The sequence below is a fragment of the [Zimmermannella] faecalis ATCC 13722 genome, from assembly GCF_000381765.1.
Classification (GTDB): domain Bacteria; phylum Actinomycetota; class Actinomycetes; order Actinomycetales; family Microbacteriaceae; genus Gulosibacter; species Gulosibacter faecalis.
This window is the reverse complement of sequence record NZ_KB907074.1, coordinates 149470-165040: the sequence shown is the minus strand read 5'-3', so window position 1 is coordinate 165040 and position 15571 is coordinate 149470. Positions and strand designations below refer to the sequence as shown.

Annotated in this window: 13 protein-coding genes; 1 reads left to right on the top strand and 12 read right to left on the bottom strand. The window is 67.8% G+C overall.

Annotation, left to right across the window (positions count from 1 at the left end):
* Positions 1 to 15 precede the first annotated feature (15 nt).
* The 12 genes from ctaF to G328_RS0100680 form a co-directional block, all read right to left on the bottom strand.
* Entirely contained in the window at positions 16 to 435 is a 420-nt protein-coding gene (gene ctaF, locus G328_RS0100735; protein WP_019617427.1) for an aa3-type cytochrome oxidase subunit IV, read from the bottom strand.
* 6 nt (positions 436 to 441) lie between these two features.
* On the bottom strand, positions 442 to 2166 hold the full coding sequence (gene ctaD / locus G328_RS0100730) for an aa3-type cytochrome oxidase subunit I (protein WP_019617426.1): 1725 nt from the start codon (positions 2164 to 2166) through the stop codon (positions 442 to 444).
* A gap of 16 nt (positions 2167 to 2182) precedes the next feature.
* Positions 2183 to 3100 (bottom strand): aa3-type cytochrome oxidase subunit II, encoded by a 918-nt coding sequence (gene ctaC / locus G328_RS0100725; protein ID WP_026339544.1) that lies wholly within the window; start codon positions 3098 to 3100, stop codon positions 2183 to 2185.
* Positions 3101 to 3248: 148 nt separating this feature from the next.
* Positions 3249 to 3614: an iron-sulfur cluster insertion protein ErpA gene (gene erpA / locus G328_RS0100720; protein WP_019617424.1), complete on the bottom strand. Its 366-nt coding sequence runs from the start codon at positions 3612 to 3614 to the stop codon at positions 3249 to 3251.
* A gap of 73 nt (positions 3615 to 3687) precedes the next feature.
* Entirely contained in the window at positions 3688 to 5088 is a 1401-nt protein-coding gene (locus G328_RS0100715; protein WP_019617423.1) for a dipeptidase, read from the bottom strand.
* Positions 5089 to 5129: 41 nt separating this feature from the next.
* Positions 5130 to 7169 (bottom strand): FAD/NAD(P)-binding protein, encoded by a 2040-nt coding sequence (locus tag G328_RS13585; RefSeq protein ID WP_019617422.1) that lies wholly within the window; start codon positions 7167 to 7169, stop codon positions 5130 to 5132.
* Positions 7166 to 8488, bottom strand: a complete 1323-nt coding sequence (locus G328_RS0100705; RefSeq protein ID WP_019617421.1) for an LLM class flavin-dependent oxidoreductase — start codon at positions 8486 to 8488, stop codon at positions 7166 to 7168. Before G328_RS0100705 ends, G328_RS13585 begins: the two co-directional genes overlap by 4 nt.
* Entirely contained in the window at positions 8485 to 9687 is a 1203-nt protein-coding gene (locus G328_RS13580; RefSeq protein ID WP_019617420.1) for an LLM class flavin-dependent oxidoreductase, read from the bottom strand. Before G328_RS13580 ends, G328_RS0100705 begins: the two co-directional genes overlap by 4 nt.
* Positions 9688 to 9734: 47 nt before the next feature.
* Positions 9735 to 11351, bottom strand: a complete 1617-nt coding sequence (locus tag G328_RS0100695; RefSeq protein WP_019617419.1) for a dipeptide ABC transporter ATP-binding protein — start codon at positions 11349 to 11351, stop codon at positions 9735 to 9737.
* A 4-nt stretch (positions 11352 to 11355) separates the two neighbouring features.
* A complete protein-coding gene (locus tag G328_RS0100690) occupies positions 11356 to 12201 on the bottom strand; it encodes an ABC transporter permease (RefSeq protein WP_019617418.1) in 846 nt (281 codons plus the stop codon).
* On the bottom strand, positions 12198 to 13139 hold the full coding sequence (locus G328_RS0100685; protein ID WP_019617417.1) for an ABC transporter permease: 942 nt from the start codon (positions 13137 to 13139) through the stop codon (positions 12198 to 12200). The genes G328_RS0100690 and G328_RS0100685 overlap by 4 nt, the downstream gene beginning before the upstream one ends.
* A complete protein-coding gene (locus tag G328_RS0100680) occupies positions 13139 to 14731 on the bottom strand; it encodes an ABC transporter substrate-binding protein (protein WP_019617416.1) in 1593 nt (530 codons plus the stop codon). Before G328_RS0100680 ends, G328_RS0100685 begins: the two co-directional genes overlap by 1 nt.
* Positions 14732 to 14967: 236 nt before the next feature.
* Between G328_RS0100680 and G328_RS0100675 the strand changes: the two genes are divergently transcribed.
* On the top strand, positions 14968 to 15558 hold the full coding sequence (locus G328_RS0100675) for a DUF3043 domain-containing protein (protein ID WP_019617415.1): 591 nt from the start codon (positions 14968 to 14970) through the stop codon (positions 15556 to 15558).
* Positions 15559 to 15571: the final 13 nt, after the last annotated feature.

The window sequence follows — 15571 nt, the reverse complement described above, 5'->3', positions numbered from 1 at the left end:
TGTTGGGCGGTGCGCTTAGTGCGCGAACTTGCCGCGGTAGAACTCGAACATCCACCCGAGCAGGCCGATGAGCGCGACGGGTGCGAACCAGAACACCGGCCACCAGCCGAAGCAGATCGAGGCGAACACCGCGCCGATGCCGGCCGCGAGGATAACGGGCCAGATCGAGTGCGGGGCGAACGTGCCGAGCTCGTAGTCGGCCTCGTGGATCTCAGCCTCCTCGCGGTCCTCGGGCAGGAGGTTCCGCGCGAACGGCTTGTTCTCAAGGCCGAGGTACCAGGCGATGAACGCCGTGAACAGCGCCATGAGGAGGAACGCGACGATACCGACCCATTCCGCGTGCTGCTCGATCACGGCGGTCCACAGGGTGTACCAGACGAACACCGCAGCGTAGAAGACGGTGAGTCCCCAAAGGATATTCCGTGTGGTCTTCATGTGTGACTAGTGCGCCTTTCCGCTCACGAGCGCGTCCGAGGCGAGGTGTGCGCCGGGTGCCGCATATTCGGGGTGGTTGAGGTCGAACGCCGGGCGCTCCGAACGGATGCGCGGGATCTCGGTGAAGTTGTGCCGTGGCGGCGGGCAGCTGGTCGCCCACTCGAGCGATCCGCCGTAGCCCCAGGGGTCGTTCACGGTGACCTTCTTCGCGTTGCGGTGCGTCAGGTAGACGTTGAGGAAGAACGGGATCATCGAGACCGCGAGCACGATGGCACCGATCGTCGAGACCTGGTTCGCCCACGTGAAGTCGTCTTCAGCCTGGTACGTGTAGTACCGACGCGGCATGCCGAGGACACCGAGCCAGTGCTGCACGAGGAACGTGAGGTGGAAGCCGATGAACAGCAGCCAGAAGTGCACCTTGCCCAGGCCCTCGTTGAGCATCTTGCCCGTCCACTTCGGCCACCAGAAGTAGAACCCGGCGAACATCGCGAACACGACGGTACCGAACACGACGTAGTGGAAGTGGGCAACCACGAAGTAGGTGTCGGAGATGTGGAAGTCGAGCACGGGCGACGCGAGGATCACGCCGGTCAGACCACCGAACAGGAAGGTCACGAGGAACCCGAGCGACCAGAGCATCGGCGTCTCGAACGTGATCGAGCCGCGCCACATCGTGCCGAGCCAGTTGAAGATCTTCACGCCAGTTGGCACCGCGATGAGCATGGTCATGAGCGAGAAGAACGGCAACAGCACCGAACCGGTCACGTACATGTGGTGCGCCCACACCGAGGCCGACAGCGCGGCGATCGAGATGGTCGCGAGCACGAGCGTCTTGTACCCGAAGATCGGCTTGCGGCTGAAGACCGGGAAGATCTCCGAGACGATGCCGAAGAACGGCAGGGCGATGACGTACACCTCTGGGTGCCCGAAGAACCAGAACAGGTGCTGGTAGAGGATCGCGCCACCGGCGTCGACGTCATAGATATGTGTGCCGAGGACGCGGTCCATGAGCACACCGAACCAGGCGACGGTAAGCACGGGGAACGCGAAGAGCACGAGGATCGAGGTGATCAGCGTGTTCCACGTAAAGATCGGCATGCGCCACATCGTCATACCCGGCGCACGCATCGTGATGATCGTCGTGATGAAGTTCACCGCACCGAAGATCGTGCCGTAACCCGTCAGCGCGAGGCCGGCGAGCCACAGGCTCCCACCAACGCTCGGAGAGAAGGTCGTGAGCGACAGCGGCGTGTACGCGGTCCAACCGAACGCCGCGGCACCGCCCGGCGTCAGGAAGCCCATGACGGCGATGAGCGCACCGAAGGTGTAGAGCCAGAACGCGAATGCGTTCAGGCGCGGGAACGCGACGTCAGCGGTACCGATCTGCAGCGGCAGCAGCGCGTTCGCGAATCCCGAGAACAGCGGCGTCGCGAACATGAGGAGCATGATCGTGCCGTGCATCGTGAACAGCTGGTTGTACTGGTCCTTGGTCGCGATCAGCTCCATGCCGGGCGCGAAGAGCTGCGCGCGGATGAGCAGCGCCATGACGCCACCGATGCAGAACCACGCCACTGACGAGGCGAGGTACATGTACCCGATCTTCTTGTGGTCGGTCGTGGTGAGCATGTCAAGGATGACGTTGCCCTTGTTCCCGACCTTGCTCGGAGTGAGATCGGGCTGCGCGGTGCGCGGGGCATCCGCGGTCGCGGGCCTGTTCTGAGTCGTAGTCATTTCACCCTGCCCTTAGTTATTCAGCTTCGTCGTGCTCGATGACCGGAACCTTGGTGCCAGGGTTCTGGTTGTTGCGGTCGTACTCGTCGCCGACGGCGCCCTCGTTGCCCTGGTCGCGCAGCGACTGGATGTAGTCGTTGTACTCGTCCTGCGAGACGACCTCGACCTTGAAGAGCATCATCGAGTGGTATTCACCGCACAGCTCGGCGCACTTGCCGATGTAGGTGCCCTCGCGCTCGGCGACCATCGAGAACTGGTTGGTCTTGCCCGGGATCGTGTCTTCCTTGTAGTGGAATTCCGGAACCCAGAAGGAGTGCGCGACGTCGCGCGACTTGAGGTCGAACGTCACGGTTGCCCCGACCGGAAGGTAGAGCGTCGGGAGGTTTTCCTCGACGATCTCGCCGGTCGTGTTGCCGTTCTCGTCACGAACCTCTTCGGCCTGGACGCCCTGGTAGTAGACGTCGCCGTCGTACGGCGAGCCGTCAACCGCGATGTAGTTGAAGTCCCAGGCCCACTGCTTGCCGTACACCTCGATGTGCACGTCGACATCGTCGGTCGGGTACGTCTCTTCGGCGATGGCCTGGTCGCGCGCGGTGAAGGCAAAGAAGCCGGCGACGAGGATGATCGGGACGATCGTGAAGAGCATCTCGATCGGCATGTGGTAGCGCATCTGGTGCGGCATGCCGGTCTCGTTCTTGCGACGGCGGTAGGCAACGTTGGCCCAGATGATGAGGCCCCACACGAAGATGCCGAGCGCGAGCAGGACGATCCACGAGTTGACCCAGAATGTGGCCAACATATCGCCGAGGTCGCTGGTTCCTGGCTCACCCGGCATGAAGCCGTTCAACTCCTGCGCGGTGCAGCCCGCCAGGGTCACCGTGGCCACTGCAGCAAGCGCCAGTGATGCTGCGATTTTCCGGTGGTTCTTCCGCACGTTGGACCTTTCAACAAGACGCATACAGACAACTCTCAGTGTAGACCCTTTGGGAGCGAGGCTCGTGCAGACACGGAGCGGTTCGACACGAAAACGCGGGTGCACACCTCCTTCGGTGTGCACCCGCGCCGCGTGGTGTTGCCAGTCGCTAGTGGAACGAGTCGCCACAGGCGCAGCTGCCCTGCGCGTTCGGATTGTCGATCGCGAAGCCCTGCTTCTCGATCGTGTCGGCGAAGTCGATCGACGCACCCTCAAGGTAGGGCGCGCTCATCTCGTCGATGATCAGCTCGACGCCGTCGAAGTCGACCGAGGCGTCGTTCTCCATCTCCCGCTCGTCGAAGTAGAGCTGGTAGATGAGTCCCGAGCATCCCCCGGGCTGCACCGCGACCCGCAGTCGAAGGTCGTCGCGCCCCTCCTGCGAGAGCAGCGACTTCACCTTGTCGGCGGCCGCCTGTGTCAGCGTGACGCCGTGCGTCTTCTCGGTGATGGTGATGCCATCCAATACCTGCGTCATTGAGTCCTCCTGCGCTCCGCCGCGTCGTGCGGGGGTCGACGTCGTATTCGTCGAAACGCCCCTCGCAGTAATTCTATTCCTGTGTTGCGAGGTCGGCGAGGAACCACGCTTCCGCGAGGATCGCGCGGTGGAGCACCCCGAGGTGCTGCGACTCGTTCGGCGAGTGCGCCCGCGTGGCCGGGTCTTCCACCCCGGTCACGAGAATCTGCGAGTGCGGGAACCGGTCGACGAGGTCGGCGATGAATGGAATCGACCCGCCAATACCGCTGAGCTGCGGCTCCGCGCCCCAGGCCTCGGTCATCGCCGTGCGCATCCGTTCGACCCCGTCGCCGTCAACGTCGACGAGGAACGGGCGGCCCGTGCCGAGCGAGTCGAACTCGAGTTCGGCGCCGAAGGGCGTGTTCGCGCGCAGGTGGTCGAGGATGGCCTCGGCTGCGGCATCCGCGTCGGTTCCGGGGGCGATGCGCGCCGAAACGCGCACGCGTACCTCGGGAATCAGCGTGTTCGAGGCGTTTGCGACGTCGGGCGCGTCGATGCCCGTCACCGTGATCGCGGGCTGGTACCAGGTGCGAGCGAGCACGGGCCCGCTGCCGAGCAGTTCGCCGCCGATCACGCCGGCCTCTTCGATGAGCTTTGCCTCGTCGTGCTCGGGAACGGGCGCATCGTGCGACTCGAGTCCCGCGACCGCGACGGAGCCGTCGTCGTTCCAGAGCGTGTTGAGCAGGCGCACGGTGGCAAGCATCGCGTCGGGTGCGGCGCCGCCGAACATGCCCGAGTGCGAGGCGTGGCGGAGCGTGCGCACCGTGAGGTTGAACGTGACGTTGCCCCGCAGCGCGACCGTGAGCGCTGGCACATCAACCGAGGCATTGTCGCTGTCGGCGACGATGATGTAGTCGCTGCCGAGCGCGTCGCGGTGCGCGTCGAGGAACTTCGAGAAGCTGCCCGACCCGTTCTCTTCTTCGCCCTCGATGAAGACCGAGATGCCGAGGCCGAGCTGCTCGCCCGCCGCCTCCCAGATGTCACGGATCGCCTCGAGTGCGGCGACGTGGAGCAGCACGCCCGCCTTGTCGTCGCTCGCGCCGCGGCCGTAGAGCCGGTCGCCGATCAGCGTCGGCTCAAACGGCGGGGTGTCCCACTTGTCGTCGCTCCCCTGCGGCTGCACGTCGTGGTGCGCGTAGAGCAGCACGGTGGGCCAGCCCTCGGCGGCTGGGCGCCGGGCGATCACCCCGGGCTGGCCGAGTACGCCCTCGGAGATTTCGTACTGGTGCACCGAGACCTCATCGAAGAGCCCCGTGCCCTCGAACAGCTCACGCACGCGCTCGGCGCTTTCGGCAACGTGCGCGGGGTCGAAGGCATCCCACGAGACCGAGGGGATGCGCACGAGGCGCGCGAGGCGGTCGATGGTGTGCGGCATGCCGAGCTGCACGCGGTCGCGCAGCTGCTCGGCGAGTTCGGCGGGATCGATCTTGCTCATGCCACTCAGCCTAGGCGCAGTGCGAGGCCGCGCGGCCGAATCTACCTCGACGGCTCGGAATCGGGCTCGAAGTAGGCGGCGCCGTCGAAGATCTGCTCGAGCTCGGCGTCAGAGGCTTCGTTGGTCGCGTGGCCGTGGTCGTGCGCGCCGCGGATCGACGCGAGTTCCGTCAGAATCGCGCGGGCAAGCCGATCCCAGAGGCGGAACGACAGGGCGTCGGTGCGTGGCCGGGCGAAGGCGCCGGTCTGCGGGAAGCTCGTGCCGGGCCCGAAGGCGTACCGACGAGGATGCACGCCACCGCCGGCGCGGATCAACCGGCCGTCACGCTGGCGCACCTCGAGGTAGCCGCTCGGCGATGCGCCGACGACCTGCTCGCGGCCCGCACCGGTCGTGATGAGATCGCGCAGGGCGCTCGAGTCGGTGGTGTCGATGCTCGGGTCGGGCAGCCACGCGTCGATGAGCGTGCCCGCGTGCCGTTCGCCCGCGAGCGATTCGCTCGTCGCGACGAAGTCGCCGCGGTCGTGGTCGGCGCGCACGCGTACCCCGCCGCCGAGGAACTCGATGACGCCCGCTTCGCTCAGCGCGACGAGCTGCTCAATACGCTCGCCGGGAGGGCCCGAGTCGACGTAGCTGAAGAACTTGTACCAGGTGCGGCGGAAGTCGCGCAGGTACGAGCTTGGTTCCCAGTTCGGGGCCGTCGAAAGCTCCGCGAGCGCGAGGTAGCTGCGGAACACGGCGAAGAACAGCGCGGTGTTCTCGGAGTGCCCGGCCTCGGTGCGCTGCGCGAGATCGCGACGGAGGTGGTCGCGCATCCATGTCTGGAGCTCGCCGGCCGTGTCGAACCGGCGACCCGCAAGCGGCGTGTCGAGCTCGGCGACATCGAATCGGTCGCACGCGTCGGGCACGGCGCGTTCGACAAGGCGGGCGTAGGCCTCGCCGTGCAGCTCGAGCTCATCGAGCCCGCGGCGGAATTCGGCCCACGAGATCGTCACCCGCTCGGGCGACCCGGTGAAGAGTTCCAGGTAGTAGCCGTGATGCAGTTCGCGCTCGACGAGCGGCCACAGGTCGCGGTCAAAGCGGAGTTCAGTGACCGACCCGGCGACGCGCTTCGCGATCTCGGGGGTCAGGTAGCGGGGCTCGTAGGCCTCGCCACGCAGCGGCGCGGCCGGCTTCGAGCGATACGGCACGCCGCGGCGGGAGCCGAGGAGCAGCTTCGGTTCACGGCCGCTCGGAACATAGCGGAGCACCCCGTTGTTGCGCACGAATTCACCGCCGCGCCCGAGCGTGAGCATCGTGACGAGGTCGACGGCCGCGAGGCCGATTCCGCGCACGAGCACCTCTTCACCGGCGCCGAGGTCGCGGTAGTCGAGATCCGCGGTAAACGCTGGCGCATAGTAACGCGCACCCTTCGCCGCCGCGAAGTCGGTAAAGAACCGCGCCTCCCCGCCGACCTGCGAGCCGAGGTGGCCGAAGGTGTAGATCACGAGGTCGGTCGTGAGTTCGTCGCCCGAGTCGAGTTCGACGACCTGGGCCCCGCCCTCGGTGTCGGTGACCGAAACCACCTCGGCGCGGTGCCACATCACCTTCGACCCCGGTAGCAGCCGGTCGGCGCTGCGTTCGAGGCACCAGACCATATAGCGCTCGTGGAGGCGGCGCGTCGGGAACGACTCGGGCTGCAACTCTTCGAGCTCGCGCACGAGTTCGGGCTCGCTGTCGGGCGAGATCTCGACGTCGGTAATGCGGCGCGACCGCACGAGCTCGGCCCACGTTGCGAGGTCGGGGCCCGGGGTGATCGGCCCATCGATTGTGCTCGACTCGTCGGTGAACATCGTGACGTCACCGGCCATCGAGTTCAGCTTGAGGAGCCCCGACTGCTGGTCACGCCAAATACGCCCCGCCCCCGGAGGATACGGGTCGATGAGGTGAATGATGAGCGGCCGATCGTCGATCTCCGCCTGATTCGCGGCAATGCGCTCGACGATGCCCGCGGCCGCGGGGCCGGCCCCGACGAACGTGATGCAGCGGGTCGGCTGATGCGAGTCGCGGTCGACGAGGCGAATCGCACGACGGGAGCGGCTCATGCCCGAACCGGGCCCTCGAGCTCGACCGGCTGCGCGGCGGTGACGCCGAGCAGGTCGCGCAGCGTCGCGTTCTGCGGGTACTCGGTGCGGTACGCGCCGCGCTCCTGCAGCAGCGGCACGACCCGGTCAACGAACTCCGAGAGCCCGTCGGGCACGAGATGGCCGACGAGCGTGAAACCGTCGCTCGCGCGGCCGTCGACCCGCTCGATCATCTCGTCGGCGATCTGCTCGGGCGTGCCCACAAGGCTCGGGCGGCCGTACTCGCGCACCGCGATGTCGCGCAGCGTCAGGCCCTTCGCTTCGGCCTCGGCGCGCCACTCGTTCGCCTGACGGATGCGCGCGGCGAGGTCGCCCTCGCGCGGAACGCGGCCGTTCGCGGTGGTCGGCTCGACGGGGTCGAACGCCGGGAGCGCACCGTTCGGATCGTGGTCGCTGAGGTCGCGCCCCCACACGAGCTCCATGAAGTAGATCGCATTCGCGTCGCTCACCTGCGCGCGACAAATCTCCTGCGCGCGCTCCTCTGCCTCGTCCGGCGTATCCCCGATCGCCAGGGTGATCGCAGGCAGGATCTTGAGATCGTCGCGGCCGCGGCCGAAGTGTTCGAGTCGCTCATCGAGGTCGCTGCGGAACTGCTGGCCGTCGTCGAACGAGCCGTACATGGAGAACACCACCTCGACGTTGCGCGCGGCGATGTCGCGCCCCTCGCCCGAGGCACCCGCCTGCACGAGCACGGGTCGTCCCTGCGGGCTCGCGGGCAGCGTCTGCGGCACGGTCGCGTCGAAGTAGCGACTGTCGAGGCGCGTCGTGTGCCCCTGCTCGGTCGCCCAGATCTGCTCGAGCGCGCTGATCATCTCCTGCGCACGCGTGTAGCGCTCGGCGTGGGGCAGGTGGTCGCCCTTGCGGAAGTTCGCGCCCGTGAACGCGTTGGTTGTCGTCACGACGTTCCAGCCAGCTCGGCCGCGCGAGAGCACGTCGAGGCTGCGGAGCTGGCGCGCGAGGTCGGCGGGCTCGTTGTAGGTGGTCGTGAGTGTGCCGACGAGCCCGATGTGCTTCGTCACGGCGGCGAGCGCCGAGAGCACCGAGACGGTGTTCGGGCGGCCGACGACGTCGAGGTCGTGAATCTGCCCGTTGCGTTCCCGCAGGCGCAGGCCCTCGGCGAGGAACAGGTAGTCCATGAGCCCGCGCTCGGCGATCTCGGCGAAGCGTCGGAACGACTCGAACTCGATCTGGCTCCCCGCGGCGGGGTCGCTCCACACGGTCTGCTGGTTGACGCCCGGGAAGTGGGCGGCGAGGTGGATCTGTCGGTGCTGCTCGCTCATGCGGAAACCTCTTCGGTGGTCGTGAGAACTGCGGCCGTGTCGGCGGTGAACGGTGCCTGTGCCACGTACCGGTTTGGCGCTGGCGCGAGCCCGAGCCGTGTGCGCAGGTCGGCGCCGTCGGCTTCGGTGACGCCGTCGGCGCGCAGGAGCGGGAGCACCTCGCCGAGGAACGCTCGCGTATCCACGTCGGTGTCGAGCGGACGCACCCGAATGCCGTCGAGGCCCGCCGAGCGGAAGTCTAAGAGCCGGCGCGCGACCGACTCGGCGTCGCCCGCGACGAGGGCTGCGTCGCTCGTGAGGGCTCCACCCGCGGCGTCGAGGTCACGCAACCGAGTTTCGGCATCGCCGATGAGCACGTTGACATCGGCCCAGACCTTGAGAGCGCTCCCCCGGCGGTCGACCTGCTCCGAGGCCGCCGCGAGTGACGCGACGATCTCGGCGGTCGTGCCCTCGGTGCCCGGCGTGATGAGTGCGACGTCGCTTGTCGCGGCCGCGAATCGGTACGGCAGGTGCGTGTGCGCAAGCGTGATCACGGGCGGCTGCCCCTGCGGCGGGCGTGGCGTGATTGACGCGCCGTAGACCGAGAAGTGGTCACCAACGAACTCGGGATTGTGGAGGCGTTCGCGGTCGATAAAGCGGCTCGTCGCGAGGTCGCGGATTTCGGCGTTGTCTTCCCACGAGTCCCACAGCAGCCGCACGACCTCGATGAACTCGGTCGCCTCGCCGAAGAACCCCCGAAACTGCGCCTCGAACTCGGCGAGTGGGAGCTCGCGAACGTCGCGCACGCGCTCAATGCCGCCCTCGCGGCCAACGGCACGAAGCTCGGTGGGCGAGGTGCCGACTCGCGGGCGGACGCCGGCGCGTCCCTGCGAGGTGAAGTCGAGGGTCGCGACCGCGGTCGCCGTGTGGAACGGCTCGAGTTGGTTCACGGTCGCGGTGGGGACGAGCCCGATTCGGGCGGTCTGCGGCGCGAGCCAGTTCGTCAGGGCGAAGGAGTCGAAGGTCGCCGAGGCGGTGCCTGGCGCGAGCGAGTCCTCGACCGTGAGCACGTCGATTCCGGCATCATCGGCCTCGCGCGCAATGCGGGCCCACGACTCCGGGTCGCCGGTGGCAAAACTCCCGCGCGCATCCGCGCCGGCGTGCCACCCGGCTCCCCTGATTCCGAGGCCGATCGAGAATCCGCTCGGTTCGTTCGTCACTATCGCTCCTGCTCGTTCGGTTCGTTCGTCGGCGGGCCCGCCGCGTCTCAGGGTCGAGCGAGATCGCGGCCCGGAATCGCTTCGACGAGCGCCCGGGTGTAGTCGGCGGTGGGATGATCGAGCACCTCGCTCGTATAGCCGGTTTCAACCATCTGACCCTGTCGCAATACTCCCACTCGGTCGGCGAGTTCGCGCACCACGCCTAAATCGTGCGTAATAAACAGGTAGGCAACCCCGGTTTCGCGCTGCAGCCGCGCGAGGAGTTCGAGCACCTGTGCCTGCACCGAGACGTCGAGGGCCGAGACCGCCTCGTCGAGCACGATGCATTCGGGCTCGGTCGCGAGCGCACGGGCGATCGCGACTCGCTGTCGTTGGCCGCCTGAGAGCTGGTCGGGGCGACGCGAGGCGAAGTCCGCCGGCAGCGACACCGACTCAAGCAGCTCGGCGACCCGATCGTTACGCTGCGACTTCGGCACGATGCCGAACTCGCGCAGTGGTTCGGCGAGGGTCTGACCGATCGTGCGCACGGGGTCGAGCGACGCGAACGGGCTCTGGTGCACGAGCTGAAAGCGGCGGTGGAGCTGTCGTGCGGCCTCGCCGCGCACGCCGGTCACGTCGACGCCGTCGAACTTCACGGTGCCGGAGCTCGCGGCCTCAAGCTGCAGTGCAACTCGCGCCGTCGTCGTCTTCCCCGACCCAGACTCGCCGACGAGTGCGTAGGTCTCGCCCCGGTGGATGTGCAGGCTCACGCCGCCCACCGCGGTGAGGGTCTCCTGGCGGCCAAGCCGGTAGCGCTTGTGCAGGTCGGTGACTTCGAGCAGCGGCGGCTGTTCGGCGTCGATGAAGCGCCGCTCCCGCACGACAGTGCGCCCGAGCCCGGGAGCCGCGGCGACGAGCCGGCGCGTGTACTCGTGCTCGGGGTTGCCGAGCACGGCCTCGGGCGTTCCGGTTTCGACGATGCGGCCCTGCTGCATCACCACGATGCGGTCGGCCCGGTCGGCGGCGACGCCGAGGTCGTGGGTGATGAGCAGCACGGCCATGCCGCGCTCTCGCCGGAGCTCATCGAGCCGGTCGAGAATCTGCCGCTGCACCGTAACGTCGAGGGCCGACGTTGGCTCGTCGGCGACGAGGAGTTTCGGGTCGCCCGCCATCGCCGCCGCGATCAGCGCGCGCTGGCGCAGCCCGCCCGAAAGCTGTGAGGGAAGCTGTCGCGCACGAACCTCTGGGCGGTCGACGCCCGCCTCGGCGAGGAGCTCGACGGCGCGCCGATGGGCCTCGGCCTTGCCCGCGCGGCGGTGGATGCGCAGGGTCTCGGCGACCTGACGGCCGACGGGCAGCAGCGGGTCGAGCGAGAGCGCCGGGTCCTGCGGCACGAGCGCGAGCTGGGCGCCGCGCACTCGGTGCCATTCGCTGCGACTCAGGCCCGCGAGGTCGAGCCCGCGGAACCGGAGACGGTCGGCGGAGGTCACGGCATTGCTCGCGAGGAGGTGCAGGATCGCCCGCGCGAGGGTCGACTTGCCGGAGCCCGACTCGCCAACGATCGCGACGATCTCGCCGCTTCGCACCTCGAGGTCGGCGTGTTCGACTGCGGCGACGTCACCGGCGGGGGTTCGGTAGGCGACGCGCAGATCGCGCACCTCGAGCAGTGGAGATTCGTGGGTCATGTCGTCACTTCCCGGCTCGCGAGATTCGGTTGGAGATGAGCGATGTCGCGAGCACGATGCACGAGATCACGAGGCCCGGCATGACGGTGAGCCACCAGGCGGTGGCCATGTAGTCACGGCCGGCCGAGATGAGGGCGCCCCACTCGGGCACGTCGGGCGGCGCGCCGAAGCCGAGGAAGCTCAGCGACGAGATCGCGAGCAGGGCGACGCCGAACTCGAGCGCGAGAAGCGACAGCACCGGAGCGATCGAGTTCGGGAGCACGTGACGCGCGAGCACCGAGTACCACCGTGCCCCGCTCATCCGCGCCGCCTCGACATACACCGCCTGCGAATTCTGCAGCACCGCCGATCGCATGACGCGGGCGAACGTCGCCATCGAGGTGATTCCCACCGCGACGCCGATCTCAACGATGCCGAAGCCGAGCGAGGCGACGATCGCGATCGAGAGCAGAATCGCGGGGATGGAGAGAAACACGTCGACGATGCGCATGATGATCTCGTCAACCGCCCCGCGCAGGTAGCCGGCGAGCAGGCCGAGCAGGGAACCGGCGACGAACCCGAGCCCGACCGCGAGCGCGGCAGCCGAGAGGGTCGTCGAGGCGCCGTGCACGGTGCGGGCGAAGACGTCCTGGCCGAGCTGGTTCGTGCCGAACGGATGCTCGGCCGAGGGAGCCTGGAGCCGCTGCGCCGTGTCGGCGGCGGTCGGGTCGAAGCTCGTGAAAAGGCCGGGCCACAGCGCCCATGAGGCGGCCACGGCGACGACCGCGACGGCAATGCCGAAGCCGATGTTCGCAAGGAGGCCCCCGCGGGCGCGGAACGTGCCGGCGCCGAACTGGGTGAGCGAGGTCACTTGGCGACCGCCTTTCCGGTGAGCGCGATGCGCCGGTCGATGATCGGGGTCACGAGGTCGACCAGGAGGTTCACGATGACGAAGACGAACGCCGCGAGCGTCACGATCGCGAGCACGACCGAGATTTCGCTCGATTCCACGGCGCTGATGAGTTCTCGTCCGAGCCCGTTCCGCGAGAACACGGTCTCGGTGACGACCGTGCCGCCGAGCATGCCGGCGACCAGGATGCCGACCATGTTGAGCGAGGGCAGCGCGGCACCCCGCAGCGCGTGTCCGAACACGAGCCGGGGGCGTGTCGCTCCCTTGGCCCGCACCTGCTCGATGTAGGCGCTCGCGAGCTCGACTCGGAGGCTCGACGAGAGCACCTGGGCGAGGTACGCGCCGGTCGTGATCGCGAGTGAGAGTGCGGGGAGCACGAGCGACGCGAAGGTACCGGTGTTGTAGGCAGGGAACCAGCCGAGCCCGAACGAGAACGCCTGCAGCAGGAGCAGGCCGAGCCAGAAGGACGGCAGCGAGATCGCGATCGGCGGAAGCGCCCCGAGCAGGCCCCGGAGCCAGGCGGCGCGGGGATACGCGGAGGCAACGCCGATGACGAGGCCGATGACGAGCGCGAAGATGAGCGCGAGCCCCACGAGCTCAAGCGTGTTCGGCAGCGCGCGGCCGATGATCGACGCGACGGGTTCGCCGGTGCCGACGGTCACGCCGAAGTCGCCGGTCACGGCGCCGAGGAGGGCGGCGACGTACTGCACGTACCAGGGCCGGTTCAGCCCGAGCGCCTCACGTCGCGCTTCGACGGCGGCCGGGTCGCTCGCGTCAACACCGCCCGCGGCCGCGACCGCGTCGCCGGGGAGGAAGAAGAGGATCAGCCAGGCGATCGTGAACGCGGCCCAGATGATGAGCACGCCGAACCCGACGCGGCGAAGGACATACCCGGCCATCAGTTCTGCTCCATCCAGGCGCTGTGGAAGTCGATGCGGCTCGAAGCGTCAAACGCGATGCCGTGGGTGCCCGGCGCGCTCACGATCGTGGTGGAGAGCTGCATGACGGGAATCACGGCGTCCTCCGCGAGGATCTGCTCGACGAGGTCGTCGGTCGCCTCCTGGCGTTCGTCGGGGTCGGAGACCTGGTTGACCCGGTCGATGCGCGTATCAATGTCGTCGGTCGGGCGATGCTCGTCGAACTGCGCGTTCGGCCCGAGCAGGTTCTGAGTGACGCTCGGGTCGGCGCGCGTGCTGTTCACCCACCAGAAGTCGCGGCTTCCGTCACCGAGGGTGCCAAGCTGCTGCGCGAGCGTGGTCTGCTTCAACTGCATATCGACCCCGATCTGCTTCAGCTGCTGCTGCACGAGCTGCAGCACATCGGCGGTCGGTTGCCAGAAGTCGATCGTGAAGGTAAGCCGCTGCCCGTCCTTTTCGCGGATGCCGTCGGCGCCCACCTCCCAGCCGGCTTCGTCGAGGGTTGCCTCGGCGAACTCCGGGTCGTAGGCAAGCTCGTCGGAGTAGTCGGTGTAGTACGGGGTCGTGTCGGAGAGCACCGAGGTCGCGGGCCGGTCGAGTGGCGTGAGCAGTTCGACAACGGCCTCCCGATCGATGCCGTGCGAGATGGCGTCGCGCACCGCCGGGTCGCTGGCGACGTCACCCTCGAAGTTTGGGAGGAATCCGTAGGCCATGCCGGGGTTCGCGCGCTGGTCAAGCTCGTACCCGCGCTCGGCGAAGATCTCCTGATCGAGTGCCGAGATGTTGTTCGAGGCCTGGATCTGATTGCTCAGCAGCGTGCCGGTGAGCGTCGAGGATTCGGGGATCACCGCGAAGTGGAGCTCGTCGAGGTACGGGGCACCCTGGTTCTCGGAGCTCGCCGGGGGCCACGCGTAGTCGTCGCGGCCCGCGAGCTCGGCGATCGTGTCCTGCTCGTAGCGTTGCAGGGTGAAGGGTCCCGAACCGACGAAGTTGCCGGCGCAGCGATCGGCCTGGGATGCGGTGGTCGAGTCGACCGAGATGAGCCCGAGCGTCTGGGTCGTCGTCGCCTGGAGGAAGTCGGCGCGCGGCGTCGAAAACTCGAACGTCACGGTGAAGTCGTCGGTAGCGGTCACCGCCTCGAGGCCCGAGAGGTAGCCGGCGCCAAGGCTCGACGCGCTCCCGAGCGCGAGGATGCCGTCGATGTTTGCGACGACCGCCTCGGCGTCGATGCGCGAACCGTCGGCGAACGTCGCGTCGTCGAGCAGCGTGAACGTGAAGTGGGTTGACTCGTCGCTCACCTCCCACTCGGTCGCGAGCCACGGCTCGATTTCGCCGGTTTCGGGATTCTGCGACGTGAGCGAGGCGACGAGCGGGCGCGTCATGTTGATCGCGTCGTTGCTCGACACCTGCTGCGGGTCCATGCAGCCAAAGTCGTCGGGCACGCCATAGACGAGCGTGCCGCCGCGCTGCGGTTCCGTCGCGTCGCCCGTGCCGGTCGGTGACTCGGCCGCGCATGCCGTGAGCGCGAGCAGCGCGGCGGCGAGCGCGGGAACGAGGCGGAGACGCGGGGTCATAAAGCTCCTTGTGGGAGGGGTCTGGAGGCTCGAAACGCGTTCGAAAGCCCAACCGAACCTAGTGAACTCGCGCCCGCGGGTCGGGGTCGGATGCGTCGCACGAGTCACGGTGCGTCACGCACCGTCACCTGGCGTCACACTCCACGATTGCCCTTGCGGGCGCGCATCCCCGTCGGCAACCGAGCACCGAACATGTCGCCTAGAATCAATAGACCGTAGGCAACGAGAAGGACACCATGGCGAAGAAGTCGGCAGGCGAGCAGAACGCTCCTGAGCAGGGCGACGAGGTGCGCAAGGCCGAGGGCAAGAAAGGTCCGACGCCGCGTCGTCGCGAGGCCGAAGCGGCGAACTTTCGCCCCCTCGTTCCCGAAGACCGCAAAGAAGCGCGTCGCCAGTCACAGGCGAAGATGCGCGTCGAACAGCAGAAGGCACGCGAGGGCATGGCCCGTGGCGACGACCGCTACCTGCGGCCGAACGAGCGCGGCCCGCAGAAGCGCTACCTGCGCGACTTCATCGACGCCCGCATCACCCTCGGCGAGTGGCTCCTGCCCCTCATGTTCCTCGTGATCTTCGCGACGTTCATTCCGCAGATCAATGCGGCCGTCTGGGCGATGCTGTTCATCTGGATCTACCTCGCGCTCTGCGTCGCCGAGGGCCTCCTCTACGGGTGGATGGTGCGTCGCAAGGTGCGCGAGGTCGTCGGTGAGTCGAAGACTGAGAAGGGCTTCCTGTTCCAAGCGATGGGCCGGAGCATGCAGATTCGCATGCTCCGCATGCCGAAGCCGCAGGTGAAACGGTTTGCGACGGTGGAGTTCACTGGCCGCTAAGCCTCCTTCCCGC

Coding starts and splice junctions, on each gene's coding strand:
- ctaF (WP_019617427.1), bottom strand. CDS start 435: ATGAAGACCACACGGAATATCCTTTGGGGACTCACCGTCTTCTACGCT.
- ctaD (WP_019617426.1), bottom strand. CDS start 2,166: ATGACTACGACTCAGAACAGGCCCGCGACCGCGGATGCCCCGCGCACC.
- erpA (WP_019617424.1), bottom strand. CDS start 3,614: ATGACGCAGGTATTGGATGGCATCACCATCACCGAGAAGACGCACGGC.
- G328_RS0100715 (WP_019617423.1), bottom strand. CDS start 5,088: ATGAGCAAGATCGATCCCGCCGAACTCGCCGAGCAGCTGCGCGACCGC.
- G328_RS13585 (WP_019617422.1), bottom strand. CDS start 7,169: ATGAGCCGCTCCCGTCGTGCGATTCGCCTCGTCGACCGCGACTCGCAT.
- G328_RS0100705 (WP_019617421.1), bottom strand. CDS start 8,488: ATGAGCGAGCAGCACCGACAGATCCACCTCGCCGCCCACTTCCCGGGC.
- G328_RS0100695 (WP_019617419.1), bottom strand. CDS start 11,351: ATGACCCACGAATCTCCACTGCTCGAGGTGCGCGATCTGCGCGTCGCC.
- G328_RS0100685 (WP_019617417.1), bottom strand. CDS start 13,139: ATGGCCGGGTATGTCCTTCGCCGCGTCGGGTTCGGCGTGCTCATCATC.
- G328_RS0100680 (WP_019617416.1), bottom strand. CDS start 14,731: ATGACCCCGCGTCTCCGCCTCGTTCCCGCGCTCGCCGCCGCGCTGCTC.
- G328_RS0100675 (WP_019617415.1), top strand. CDS start 14,968: ATGGCGAAGAAGTCGGCAGGCGAGCAGAACGCTCCTGAGCAGGGCGAC.